This is a genomic window from Scandinavium tedordense (genome assembly GCF_024764965.1).
GTDB classification, from domain to species: domain Bacteria; phylum Pseudomonadota; class Gammaproteobacteria; order Enterobacterales; family Enterobacteriaceae; genus Scandinavium; species Scandinavium tedordense.
The window spans coordinates 234,014-247,840 of record NZ_JALIGG010000055.1 but is presented as its reverse complement, the minus strand read 5'-3'; the positions used below and the strand labels follow the sequence as shown (position 1 = coordinate 247,840).

The window sequence follows — 13,827 nt, the reverse complement described above, 5'->3', positions numbered from 1 at the left end:
AGCGCGCGCTCATCACTTCCGCATCTGCGACAGAATCACATGGCACTGATTCGCATCGCCTTCCGACGGTGAAATCAGCGCCAACAACGCAGCCGCTGGCGTCACCAGCGTCGCCAGCGCAGCCGCTACCGCGCCGCGCACAATTAGCGGCCCAGGCTTCACGCCGTAATCCGGGTTCTTGAAGGTGCCGCGCACATAAAGCGGTGAGCGCAGAGTAATAATACGAATCCCCTTAGTTTCCGGATCGATAGTCAAATCCAGTTGTTCAGAGGCGAAACTCGCCGTACCCGTCACGTTCACCAGCGCGTTTTCAGTATCAAAGGCGAGAATTTGCGGGCGTGCGACACCGTTTGTGATATTGACGTTAGCCGCCGCGCAGTTCACCCGTACTTCGTCATCACCGAAAATCTGCCCGACGATAAAATTCCCCACGTTGAGGCCGAGAATTTCCATCAGGTTGCGGCTGACCACCCCGTCGTTCATCAACAGTTTCAGGTTACCGTCGCTCGAGCCGAGCAGGGCGGCAACTGAATTCCCCGTGCCGCGGAATTTGGCGTCGCCGTTCAGTTCACCCAGCGTTTTCTGCATCAGTTCGACGTTCGGCATAAGCTCTTTGAGCCGCAGCCGTCTGGCCTGAATATCTGCTTCGCCCTGCATCGGCTTTTTATTCCCCGCGAGGTGAATATTGGCGTTGATAGTACCGTTGGCCATACCAAATTTCAGCGGCTCCAGGCGCAGATCGCCGCGCTTGAGGATCACATGGGTGCTGAGATTATTCAGCGGCAGCGTACTGCCGTGTTCGATATGCCCACCTTTGAATCGCACATCGGCATCCATCACATCCCATTTATCGGTTTCGAAACGCTCATGTGGCAGCACTTTTCCTGAAGGCTGAATATCCTTTTGCACCTCTTTGGTTTTGGTACCCTTGCCAGAATCGACGCCAATCAGCGGCCCTAAATCCGCCAGCCGCAACTGTTTCGACTCCATATCGCCTTCCAGTTTCGGACGCGGTTTGATCATGCTGTATTTCAGCGTGCCGTGAATGTCACTGTCGCCGATGCGCCCGTTAAAGTTGCGATAATCAAAGACCGAGCCTTTTTCGGTGTCGATTTTCGCCACCAGATGTCCGTCCGTTTCAAACGGCGGCGTGTCCGGTAACAAAACGCCGGTGAGGTCATACAGTTGGCCAAGTGAATCGCCGGAAAACTTCAGCTTTAAATCAACGCCGCCCATTTTCATCGGGTCGTTCACCGTGCCGCTAAACGCTACCCGCGTGTTACCAGAGTGGAAATCGGCCTGTACCGGGAACGGCGTACCTTCGCTACGCAGCGCCAACATGCCGCCAATTTTCCCGGTCCCGGTGAGCGGCTGCCCGTTGTAGCGCCCTTGCGCCTTCAGACCAAACACATAATCCCCCGGTTTTGGCCCGTTGCTTTTGCCCTTATCCCCCGTCACTTCGCTGAACGGCAGCGGCTTACCCAGAGGATCAACGAAGATCTCGATATCGGCCTGACTGATCTTATCGTCTACTTTGATTCGCCCGCGATCGAACAGCACGTTATCGAGGTGGAATGACCACGCGGACGGCTGCGCATTTTTTTGCGTGCCGTCGGCAGACGCCAGATTGAAGGTCCAGTTATTGTTTTTTTCCGAGAGACGAATGAGTCGCGCATCCGGCTGAACCAGCTTGATCCACGGCAGGTACACGGTTTTGGTCAGCAGTGCCAGCGGAGCCAGCGTGGCCTCTACGCGCGGGAGGTGAACCATCGTGATTTCAGGAATGTCCGGCGGGTTGCCAAGAATAATGTCATCGGCGTGAACATGCGGCCAGGGCACCCAGCTTCGCCAGCCGGTTTCACTGGGCTGGCGCTCCCAGACCACGCCGAGATCGCCCCGAATGGCGAAGGGCCGGTTCAGTTCCGCCGTGACTTTTTTATTGATCGTTGGCTTGAGTCGATTCCAGTCGAAATTTGCAATTACGATTAGCAGTACGACGATCAACACCACAAGCGTCGCAAATGAAAAAGTGATGACTTTGCTGGTTTTAGTCATGCCGTTAACGTTCCTGTTTTGCCTCACCATTCATGAATATAGTTGAGGCTGACAGAAAAAACCGCCGATCAGGCCAGATTGAGCATCACTTCTTCGAGGGTAGACATCGGCACCGGACGTGACAAGAAGTAGCCCTGAGCCGCATGGGCCGGGGATTGCTGGACGTCACGCCACTCTTCCAGCGTCTCGACACCTTCGACGATCACCCCCTGACAATAACGATTCATCAGCTGAATGAGCAGCTCAAAAAGATTACGCCCTTCCGGGGTCTTCCGCAGCATGATGAACAGGTCGCGGGCTACTTTGATGTAGTCATAGCGCACTTCACTCAACGCCGAAAAATTTGCCATCCCGGTACCGAAATCATCCAGCCACAGCGGACCAAATTCGCACAGCGAGGCGAAGGAGGAGTCCTGTGGCAGACGAATGTGCTCCACCAACTCGAAACGCAGCCAAGGAATATCTTCTAATTGTGCCATCAATACCGGGTCCTGACGCATTGCCATCAGCGTCGGGCCATCGACGTTTACCGAAGCCAATATCTCGTTGTCAGCGAAGAACGCGCGTTTCGCCGTGAGTGCCGACAATTGTTCTTTGATAATATCGATCCGCTGACGCACCGCCACTTCCGCAAAATAGCGGTCAGGGGCAATACGCTGCCCTGGGTGCTCCGGGTGCGTCACCACGGTCAGCACTTCGACTGCCATCAGGCAACCATCGGTTTTATAGATCGGCTGGTAAGTATAAGCACGCTCACACTCCAGCCAATAGCGTCGCTCCTGTAGGCCTTCAATGCCTGCATCGGGAATGCTTAGCCGCTGGATAACCTGCTTTAACTTCATCTCAGCTGTCCTGTTAATGGGGGGAATCTGTCGCAACTCGTCATTGGGTTATCGGCGCTGAAAGTGAGAACTTTATGTTCAACGACCGGCATTTTGTGTTTCTGTGCAGCCAGGATTGAAGGAGAATCCGCGCCAGTTCAAAAAAATAATGGAACGTTGTTTTAATATAGTTGACCCATTAACACCCTCAGCGCACACTAACGGCAATTTTTTGATTTCGGGAAGGCTTGACGACTATGTCTAAAAAAATTGCCGTCATTGGCGAATGCATGATTGAGCTGTCAGAGAAAGGCTCTGCAGTAAACCGTGGTTTTGGCGGCGATACGCTGAATACCTCCGTATACATTGCGCGCCAGGTTGCACCAGCCGATTTGCAGGTGAGCTATATCACCGCGCTCGGCACCGACAGTTTCAGCCAGCAGATGCTCGACGCCTGGCAGAGTGAGCACGTCGATACTCGCCTGATTCAGCGCATGGAAAACCGCATGCCTGGCCTGTACTACATCGAAACCGATGCCTCCGGCGAGCGCACGTTCTACTACTGGCGTAACGAAGCCGCAGCCAAATTCTGGCTTGAGAGCGATCAGTCGGCGGCGATTTGCGAAGAGCTGGCGACCTTTGACTACCTCTATCTGAGCGGTATCAGCCTCGCCATTCTGAGCCCAGCCAGCCGTGAGAAGCTGTTCTCTCTGCTGCACGAATGCCGTGCCAACGGCGGGAAAGTGATTTTCGATAACAACTATCGTCCACGCCTGTGGGCCAGTCGCGAAGAGACGCAGCAGGTTTATCAGCAGATGCTGGGCTGCACCGACATCGCGTTCCTGACGCTGGATGACGAAGACGCGCTGTGGGACGAAAAGCCGGTAGAAGAAGTGATGGCCCGTACGCACGCCGCGGGTGTGCATGAAGTGGTTATCAAGCGCGGGGCGGATTCTTGCCTTGTTTCACTGGCAGAAGAAGGCGTGGTGGATGTGCCTGCAGTGAAATTGCCGAAAGAGAAAGTGGTGGATACCACCGCTGCGGGTGATTCGTTTAGTGCGGGTTATCTGGCGGTACGTTTGACCGGCGGAGATACGCAAGCTGCGGCACAACGCGGGCATTTAACCGCAAGCACCGTGATTCAGTATCGCGGGGCGATCATTCCGCGCGACGCAATGCCTGCGTAATGATTGAGGGTGAGGGCATCAGCCCTCACCCATGCACATCTTTACTGGCCCGGTGGGATATCCGTGACGTCCTGGTGATCGTCACTGGCCGCAGGCGCCGATGAAGCCGTTGTCGCCATCAGTTTGTCCCACGTTTCCTGCAAATCCTTCATGTTGTATTCCGGCTCGCCTTTCGGCTGCTGGAGAATCAACGCCATATCCTGTGACAACTGCTGACGCAGATCCTGATTCAGGCCTTCAACAGTCAGAGAACTCAGGAACTCCTGACGCAGTTTCTGATACTGCTCCGGCGCGATATCCACCACCTGATTTTGCAACGCACGCATACGCTGGCTGATCAGTAGATTGGTATCGGTACGCGCGTAGGTCGCAAACAGCTTTTGTAGCTCGAGTTTTTTCTGCGCGATCAACGCATTAAACTCTTCCTGGGTCAGGCCCTCTTCGCGGACTTTCGCCAACTCTTTGGCCACCAGACCCAGATTAGCGTTCAGTTTCTCATTCGGTGAATCCACATTGATGCCGCACTGGCCACGCAGATAAAGCACCCGGCAATCGAAGCCAATACCGATATCTTTGACATTACTTTTGCTCAGGATCTGCTGCACATGCCAGAACAGCGCTTCACGCGCCAGATCAGCACGCCAGTAGCGCTGCAACGCGGCGGATTCACGAATCGGTGACCACGGGGTGTCCCACATGATTGAGAGCCGATCCTGCGGCACCGCGTCGGTCATGATGCTGACCGCAGTTGGCGGAAGCGGAGCCAACGTTGGCACCGCTCCCGGGGTTTCGCGTTTGCCTTTCAGGCTACCGAAGATTTTATTGATTTGCTCACCCACGTTGCGGTTATCCACGTTGCCGACCACAATCAGGGTCATCGCATCCGGGGTATACCACTTCTGGTAGAAACTTTTCAGCTGTTCGGTATCAATCGGCTGTTTCAACGGTTCAGCTGGATCGTGGCCCAGCATGGTCGACCCTTTCAGGCGATAACGCCACCAGCCCTCTTTTGGGTCCTGAGGCCAGGTCATGACCATATCTTCTCCACCGAGCGCGTGATTCACCGCTTCCGGAGTGATATTGAGTTTGCCGCTGGAATCAGACAACCAGGTCAGCGCCTCTTTCAGCAGGTCGTTGCGATTGTTCGGCAAGCTCAGGCTGAAAAGAGTGTAATCGTAGGAGACGATAGCCGGTGGCATCGGGTGTTGAGGGTCGATGCCTTGCTGCCACAGTGAACGGGCCTGCATCGTCGGTAGACTGCCGCTCTGCGAGAGCGCCAGACGTGGAATAAAGTGGCTGAAGCCCGCCTGCTGCGTGCTTTCGCTCAGAGAACCAATATTGACCTGAAGGCGGATTTCTACCCTGTCGCTCGGGCGCTGCGGGGTGGCCAGTACCTGCCATTGAAATCCGTTAGCCAGTGTTCCCTGTTGCCATGCCGGGTCCGGCTGGAGCGCTTCTGCTTGCGCATAGCCCGCGGTTGCCACCATCAGCATTCCGCCCACTATGAGTCGAATTTTTGTGCCCTGCATTTAAGCCCCTGAATCAACAATCCTGGTTATTTACTCATCATACGTCGAGCTGTGTGCGTTGACTGCACCACAACATTATGAGTAACAAAGACAACTCATGGTCATTTTTATGAGTTAATTACGTCGTTTAGACCGTGCATTTTTTGAAATGTCACACGACCAACGAAAAATATGGTCAATTATGCGCAGGAGCCCGTAGTCCATCAAGGGACTACGGGCAGATAACAGGGATAACTCGCGGGATTATGAGGAAATTTCTTGAGCCTTGTCACGAGGTGCGCGGTTATTGAGCGTATCGTCCAGCTTCTGCGGGTCGAGTTCTTTCACCCACTTCGCCACCACGATAGTCGCCACGCCGTTGCCCACCAAGTTCGTCAGCGCACGCGCTTCAGACATAAAGCGGTCGATACCCAGAATCAGCGCCAGGCCCGCAACCGGCAGATGACCGACGGCAGAAATGGTCGCCGCCAGCACGATAAACCCGCTGCCCGTCACCCCCGCCGCGCCTTTTGAAGAGAGCAACAGCACCACCAGCAGCGTAATTTGATGGAAGATATCCATGTGGCTGTTGGTCGCCTGAGCGATAAACACCGCCGCCATCGTCAGATAAATCGACGTGCCATCGAGGTTGAACGAATATCCGGTGGGGATCACCAGCCCCACCACCGATTTACGACAGCCGAGCTTTTCCATTTTATCGAGCATACGCGGAAGCGCGGATTCGGACGATGACGTGCCGAGCACGATCAGAAGCTCTTCACGAATGTAGCGAATGAACTTGAAGATGCTAAAGCCGGTCGCCCTGGCGATAGAGCCGAGCACCACCACCACGAACAAAATACAGGTGATATAGAAGCAGATAATCAGCTGCCCCAGCTGCACCAGCGTGCCGACGCCGTATTTGCCGATGGTGAACGCCATTGCCCCAAATGCACCAATCGGTGCCAGGCGCATGATCATGTTGATGATGCCGAAGATGACCTGCGAGAAGCTTTCAATCACGTTGAAAATCAGCTGGCCTTTGTGGCCCAGACGATGGAGGGCAAAGCCAAACATCACCGCAAACAGCAGCACTTGCAGGATGTTCCCGCTAGCAAACGCGCCAATGACACTGGACGGAATGATATCCAGCAGGAAGCCAACCACGCCCTGATCTTTCGCCTGCTCGGCGTACATCGCCACCGCATGCGCATCAAGCGTCGCCGGGTCTACGTTCATCCCCGCGCCCGGTTGTACCAGGTTCACGATCACCAGACCAATAATCAACGCCAAGGTACTGACCACTTCAAAGTAGAGCAGTGCCACTGCGCCGGTACGGCCCACGGCTTTCATGCTTTCCATCCCTGCGATACCGGTCACGACGGTACAAAAGATAACGGGAGCAATCACCATTTTGATGAGCTTAACGAAGGCATCGCCAAGCGGTTTCATTTGCGCGCCCACTTCCGGATAGAAGTGGCCGAGTAAAATACCCACGGCGATAGCGGTGAGTACCTGGAAATAGAGGCTTTTAAACAGAGAGGCTTTCATAGGATGTCCTTAAGATAAAACCACAGGCAGAGTAAGGGTTATATTCGCCTGCGGCTTTAAAATAACATCCGATAAACAACACAGAAACATTTCGCGGGGTAAATGTTAAAAAATTAGAGCTGACTCGCACAAGCGCGTGATTATTTACGCGCTGACATCACCAGTCGACGTAGAGAGATATTCCTGTTCGAAGATATCCGGCGGCACTGCGCGGTCGAACAGGAAGCCCTGCGCGATATCCACTCCGGCAGATTTCAGCCAGTCAAACTGCGCCTGGGTTTCCACACCTTCCGCCACAATGCTGAGGTTCAGGCTGCGGGCCAGCTGGATAATCGCCGACACCATGCTGGTGTCATCCGGTAGCGAATCCACGAAAATCTTGTCAATTTTGAGCACATCCACCGGCAGCGATTTCATGTGCTGCAGCTGACGCAGACCGGCGTAACCCATGCCGAAATCGTCCAGCGCAATCTGCACCCCGGCGTTACGCAGCGGGCGCAGGATGGCGACGGCGGCTTTCGGATCGTCAATGCGACGGCTTTCCGTCACTTCCAGCACCAGCGTGCCGGGTGCGATACGGTAGCGATTGAGCAGCTCCAGCATGTCCGCCACCATATCGTGATGCAGTAACTGTAGGGCCGACAGGTTCACCGACAGCGGCAACATAATGCCTCGACTCTGCCACGCCGCAAGCTGGCGACAGGTTTCTTCAAGCACCCAATAGCCGACAGTGATCATCAGGCCGCAGGATTCGATGCGCTCGATAAGGTCGCCCGGTAATTCCCAGCTGCCGTCAGGCTGACGCATACGCAGCAGCACTTCCGCGCTGCATACTTTACCGCTGGCAATGTGAATTTGAGGCTGAAGCCATACCGCAAACTGCTGATTATCGAGAGCGGAAAGAATGTCGCTCTCTTCGCTCAGCCGCTGCTGCGCTTTTTCCATCTGCTCGGGGTCGAAGAACTCAATCTGATTTTTGCCTTTGCGGCGCGCGGTAAAGGCCGCTGACACCGCACGACGGTAGAGCTGCTCGCCGCTCAGTTCGCCGTGAAACATCGCTATTCCGATACTGGCGCTGGGACGCAGCTGAATGCCCTGCAAAGGCAGTCGCTCATTAATAATAGTGAGTACTTGCTGACCTAATGTGATCGCATGCCACGGCTCTTTCACACCGTGCGCCAGAATAGCAAAGTCATAGGCGCTGACCTGAGCCAGCACCATGCGCGGTGAAATCACCGACTTAAGTTTTTCCGCCAGGGTCAGCAGCAGCATTTCGCGCTGACTCTCCTGCAGCACGCCAGCGGTGTCCTGTAGGGTTTCGCAGGCCACGACCATCAGAGCGGTGGTTTTCTTATGCGCAACGGTCTGTTCCAGCAGCGCCAGTAAAAACGCCTTGTTTGGCAGGTCTGAAACCGGGAAGCGCGTGGAGTGACTGCACAGCTCATCATGCTGACGCAGGATGATTTGCTGATTGCGGTTGTAGTTGCGCACCAGCATGCCGATTTCATCGTCATGATGCAGGCGCGGCAGCGCAAACTGATGGCCCACCCGGTCCTGCGGGGCCACATCGTTTAACTCGCGGGCCAGCGCGCGCAGCGGACGCACAATCAGTCGGTTAATGCTCCAGGTTATCGCTACCGTCAGGATGAGCACCAAAAGTAAGTAAGCAGTCACTAACGTAGCGAGAGTGCTCATGATGAACTTGTAGGTGCGATATGAATCCGATTGCAGCACCAGATAGGCCAAAGGCTGCGGATTAGCCGGGCGCTCCATGGAATAAACAGGCAATGAAATCTGTACCGGTAGCTCAAACATCCGGGTGATCATCACCGGCACCGGACGCTCTTCGATAAAACGCATGCGCAGTGCCTGGAACTGATTGGGCAGCACTACATCGGCCCGGCTGACGATCCCGGCAGGCTGAATGCGCCCAAGAATGGTTTCGGCTTCCGGAATATCCCCTTTCAGAATGGCCGCCGACAGCGGTTCACGCACGGCGCGGGCCACGCTTTCAAGCTGAGTAGCGGTGGCAAAACGGTTTTGCTGTGTAAAATGGAACATCAAAATGGAACAAAAGACGAACACAAACACCATGGTGACGACTGCCACCATGGCCATTTGTTTAATTGTGAGTGAGCGGCTAACGCGCAAAGGAACTCTCCCCAGAGAAAAACCACGCCCTTGGGCGTATCACGTAATGCCGGGTTAGCATAATTGAACCCGGCATTACGTGATTTTCGGCACATTATACGCTAAGAGTCTGCTCATCGGGATGGCAGAAAACGCATTTAGGGCGAATCTGTTACCAGTCTGCGTATGGGACCAACGGCTGAGGTGGCAGATCCATGTCACCCTGCCAGCCAGCGGCGGAGTAACGAACGTACAACAGCGCGTGGCTTGGGGTGTAATCCTTCGCCTGCTGAATATCGATTGAGGCCCCAACATACCAGTTCGAACTGACACGGCGTTCGATAAGCGCATGAGCGGTGTAACCAAAACCGCTACTGCTGCTGCCATCGTCGATGTAGCCGGCATTCGGATAGTTAGCCGGCAACAGATCCTGTTTAGGATAACGCGCCTGGTTGTTGTTCTTCGAGTGCGACCACGAGACCGAACCACCCAGTTCCCAGGACCAGTTATCCGTACGCTGACGCCAGTTCACCGGCACCGCGAACGACAGGTACTTTTGCGGACTGTAGTAGCCGCCCTGCCCAAGCGAATAGCCGCTGAGATCTTTGTCGTAGTGCCAGACCATGTTGTTCAGGCCCACGGTCACCCGACGGTTGTTCTCATTGATAAGCTTGTAATAATACCCGGCCATCCAACGCGCACGCCAGTTGTCATCCACGTTTTTACCGGTCAGTGAGTCAGCGCTCAAAGAGGCCCAAACGCCGTTGGCATCGCCTTTGTCATAGCTCAGGCTGATACCGCCGCCGTCGGCGCGGACGCCGCCCCAGGTGGTACCGGTGTTCGGATCTTTCTGCCCGCCAAACGCCAGCAGAGAGCTGGAAATCGGACGACGGTGACCTTCAACGGTATAACCCACCGAGCCGATACTGTTGCTGTAGCTCAGGCCGCCGACCACATCGACGACGTTGAAGCCCATCGGCGTGGTACCGATATCCACATTCCAGGTATCGTTGCGCCAGCCTACTGCCACGCTGGCGCCACTGTCTTTTTGGCTCTTATCTCCGCCGTAGCAAGTTTGTTCGCCACAGGTGCCCCAATTCGGCGAATAGCCACCGTCGCTGTCGGTCGAGAATTTCCCGGCGTTCATACTGACGTAATCACTGCGGAAGAACATCCGCCCGTCGGCCAACGGCGCGTCCACCTGAAGCATGGTGGTTTGCGCTTTGAGGTCGGAATACCCGCCGGTGCCGCTGGAGCCCCAGTAGTTGTGCTCCAGGGTGACGTTGACGTCCTGCTGACGGTAAAGGTCCGCCGCATCGCTGCGCACCCCGCGCTTCAACCAGTCGTCTTTTTCATCGTTACGGGTCAGGCGGGTAAAGCTGTCGTTATCCTGCGGGCGGGTCGGCGTAATGCCTGCTGCCACCATCGCATCTTTGTAACTCTCCAGCGCCTGCTGTGGATCGCCGTTCTGCACCTGGAAACGCGAGTTATCTCGCAGAACCAGCGCAGTTTCCATCGACGCAGGCTGAGCTTTAGCCTGCGGTACGATGGTGTTGAAAATCTGCTGTGCCTGAGCGGTATCGCCGAGGGAGGAATCCACCAGCGCGAGACGACGTTGCATATTGAGCGACGGCGCCTCGCCTGCCGCTGGCGCTTTCAGCTTTTTCACCTGTTCGCGCGCGGCGGATTCGTTGCCCTCTGCGGCGTACACTTCCGCCAGACCCAGACGCGCATCGTTATTGTTAGCTTCTTTCGTCAGCGCGGCGTTGTATTCGGTGATGGCCGTACCGCTATCACCACGCTGCTGCGCCCAGTCTGCCAGCGTCATATTAATTCGCGCCGACGGCGTTTGCTGTTTCAGCAAGGCAACTGCCTGATCTTCATGACCGTTATCGCGCATCAGGTTCGCTTTCTGCATCACCTGATCGAACTGCAGACGATCCGACAGTTCCTGAATATTGTCATTCCACTGGCTTTTCGGCAGCGCATTGATGTGCGAGAGCGCCGCCACATCCTGACCATTGCCGGAAAGGTACAGACCATAGGCGTAAACCTGCTCAGGATCGCCCGATTTTTTGCGTGCCAGATTCTGCATCAAACGATCGGCTTCACTGCGCTGCCCGGCGCTGGAGAGATCTTTCGCCAGACGATACGTAATCCACACGCTGTCCGGATCGAGCACCAACCGGCGGCGCTGCACTTCTGCGGCCTGCGCCCAACGCCCTTGATTTTCAAGCGTTTCGGCCTGCTGTGACAGACGTTCGTTGGTCAGGCTGCGTTCGATATCATCAATGCTGCGGCGCTGACTGGCCGACAGCGTGTTAATGAACGCCGTCGCTTTCTCCGACGACTGTGCCCGATAAATATTGGCCAGCCCGCGCACGGCGTTGCTGTTGCCTTTGTCCAGACGCAGCGCCTGCTGGTAATAACGCTCCGCCGCGGCGGTGTCGTTACGGGCGATAGCCACGTCACCCAGACCCAGCACCGCATAGCTGTTGGTGTTATCCACGCGCTGTGCCTGCTGGTAAAAACGTCCGGCCTGATCGAGATTTTTGGCTTTCAGGGCCGCATCGCCTTTGCGGATCAGCGGCCAGACAATCTCCCAGGTCCCCGGCTTATTGTCTTCGACTTTTGCTAGTTCGACTTTTTTGGCTTCCTGATTGGCCTCAAGGCGGAACTCAGGATCGGCCAGTTTCTGCTGCTGGTCCGCAAGTTCAACACGCGCCAGCTTAGCCTGCTCACCAGTGGTGAATTGAACCAGAAACTCCTGAAGTTGTTTTACCGTGTCGTCGCTAACGGGTTTATCGCGAATTTGGTCAAACCAAAGGCCTGCCGCACGCTCGTAGCCGTCATTCGATCGCGCTAACTGCTTTAAGACGGCAAAGCCCTCTTCCTCGCGACCATCGGCTAACAGCAATCTGCCCAACGTGGCTTGCAGCTGGGTATTACCGGGCGCTCTGGTATTCAGGGCCTTTAGTTGATTGACCCCTTCAGTATGCCTGTCGTCAAGACGAGCGACGGCGCTCCAGTAATCAATGGCATCAACGCCATCCGGGGGCGCACCGTTAAACAGTTTTTCGTACTCAGCAACGCCTCCAGCGACGTCGCCATTTTTTATCTGCAACTGCGCTTTCTGTAGCGTCTGATGGTCTGTCCCGCTGGAGAGCCGCATTGCACTCTGCGCAGATTTATAGACAGCAGAATTGGGTGCAATGGACTTAAGATGATCCAGTTGTTTCTGCGCACCAGCGCTATCGCCCTGACGCAGCATGTAGCGCATATGTGCGTATATAACCTCAGGATCGTCAGGTGCAATCAGATCCAGCCGTTTCAGTGACTGGCGCACCAGATCTTCACGCTTGGTGGACTCCCCAAGGCGCACCTGATTCATTAGCTGCTGTTGAGGCGGCGGCACGGCATGCGCCATCGGCATTAGCGTCATGCCAAGCGAGAGGCTGAGTAAACTTAGTGAGAATTTGCGCATTCCTGGCCCCAGTCAGGTAAAAGTTCACCGCGAGCAGTAAACCGGAAACGGTGTTGATCCCATCCTTGCCCGAACAGGGTCAGAACATAGCTGTAATAAGCATCGTTACCTGGGAAGTTATCGGCGACGCGCTGACGCTGCACGGCCTGGGCATCACGATTTTGCAGGAACGGTAACAGCGTAGCGGAGAAGCCTACCGGCCCATTACCGTCTACCTTCCCGGTGGCAATATCGATTTTTTCTGGCGGTAGACCCGTCTTTTCAGTATGTGTTGCCATTGGCTTAAACTTCGCCAGCAGGCGGGCTTTATGCGGGTCAGCATCGTTCAGCATGCCGGTCCACATATAAACGCGGATGGCATCATAGCTGCCGAGCAGCGATTTATCCTGCTTGAGCTGCCAGCCCTTTTTCTTGTCGAAACGCACCCAGTTTGGCGAGTAGCCCTTCGGCGCGGTTTCCAGCAGCAGCCGCAGATTGGTTGCCTGCAGGGCGTTCCACGGCGCGCCGAAACGCACGAAGTAGCTCGCTAACTGCGGCGGGAGATAGCTTGGATTAAAACGCCAGCCCGCATCGTCAACAAAACCGACTCTGCCCGGCAGCAGCATTGAACCCAGGCCCGGTACTTTCACCACTTCATCGGCAGCAATCCGCGACAGCAATGATTTTCCGCGCTCGGTGTAATACGGCATATCCCACAGACGTCCGGCCTCCAGCAGCGACCAGGCTATCCAGACATCGCCATCGGAAGCGGAGTTGGTATCAAGCACGGTCCAACTGTTGTCCTCTTTCTTGCCCCACAGCCAGCCCGGCAGCTGCGCTTTTATATCGCCAGCGGCCAGGTTGTTCTGCGTCCAGGTGAACAGTGAAGCAAACGCCTCGCGGTCATTAGCGGCAAGCGCGAAGAACATTGCGTAGCTCTGCCCTTCGGAGGTGGTGATTTTACGCGCGTCAGACGGGTCGATGACCCGACCGCCGTCGCTGATATAGTCCTTTTTGAACTGCTCCCACGCAGGCCACGTACAGGCGGCTGAGGCCTGCATCGTGACCAGCGTCAGTAGCGCCAGGCAACCCTGGCGTACACCTTTCATCAT

The 13,827-nt window shown here is 55.6% G+C and carries 8 protein-coding genes; 1 reads left to right on the top strand and 7 read right to left on the bottom strand.

Annotated features, from left to right (window positions below):
- Positions 1-12: 12 nt before the first annotated feature.
- Positions 13-2,055, bottom strand: coding sequence for an AsmA family protein (locus MUU46_RS12090; RefSeq protein WP_258965640.1), 2,043 nt, complete (start codon positions 2,053-2,055; stop codon positions 13-15).
- 68 nt (positions 2,056-2,123) lie between these two features.
- Positions 2,124-2,897: a cyclic-guanylate-specific phosphodiesterase gene (gene pdeH / locus MUU46_RS12085; RefSeq protein WP_159757323.1), complete on the bottom strand. Its 774-nt coding sequence runs from the start codon at positions 2,895-2,897 to the stop codon at positions 2,124-2,126.
- A 236-nt stretch (positions 2,898-3,133) separates the two neighbouring features.
- Here pdeH and kdgK point away from each other — a divergent pair, with 236 nt between their 5' ends.
- Complete coding sequence (gene kdgK, locus MUU46_RS12080) at positions 3,134-4,063, top strand: 2-dehydro-3-deoxygluconokinase (protein WP_159757320.1); 930 nt, start codon at positions 3,134-3,136, stop codon at positions 4,061-4,063.
- A gap of 41 nt (positions 4,064-4,104) precedes the next feature.
- On the opposite strand, the gene MUU46_RS12075 is transcribed toward kdgK, so the two are convergent.
- From MUU46_RS12075 to bcsZ, 5 genes are all read right to left on the bottom strand, one after another.
- The gene (locus MUU46_RS12075) at positions 4,105-5,592 is read right to left on the bottom strand and encodes a M16 family metallopeptidase (RefSeq protein ID WP_258965639.1); all 1,488 of its coding nucleotides are present in this window, start codon (positions 5,590-5,592) and stop codon (positions 4,105-4,107) included.
- Between the two features lie 243 nt (positions 5,593-5,835).
- The gene (locus tag MUU46_RS12070) at positions 5,836-7,122 is read right to left on the bottom strand and encodes a dicarboxylate/amino acid:cation symporter (RefSeq protein ID WP_159757316.1); all 1,287 of its coding nucleotides are present in this window, start codon (positions 7,120-7,122) and stop codon (positions 5,836-5,838) included.
- A gap of 144 nt (positions 7,123-7,266) precedes the next feature.
- Positions 7,267-9,273 carry a biofilm formation regulator HmsP gene (gene hmsP / locus MUU46_RS12065; protein WP_258965638.1) on the bottom strand — a complete coding sequence of 669 codons (2,007 nt, stop codon included), beginning with the start codon at positions 9,271-9,273 and terminating at the stop codon, positions 7,267-7,269.
- Positions 9,274-9,424: 151 nt separating this feature from the next.
- A complete protein-coding gene (gene bcsC / locus MUU46_RS12060; RefSeq protein ID WP_258965637.1) occupies positions 9,425-12,736 on the bottom strand; it encodes a cellulose synthase complex outer membrane protein BcsC in 3,312 nt (1,103 codons plus the stop codon).
- Positions 12,718-13,824 carry a cellulose synthase complex periplasmic endoglucanase BcsZ gene (bcsZ, locus tag MUU46_RS12055; protein WP_159757760.1) on the bottom strand — a complete coding sequence of 369 codons (1,107 nt, stop codon included), beginning with the start codon at positions 13,822-13,824 and terminating at the stop codon, positions 12,718-12,720. The genes bcsC and bcsZ overlap by 19 nt, the downstream gene beginning before the upstream one ends.
- Between the last annotated feature and the right edge of the window lie 3 nt (positions 13,825-13,827).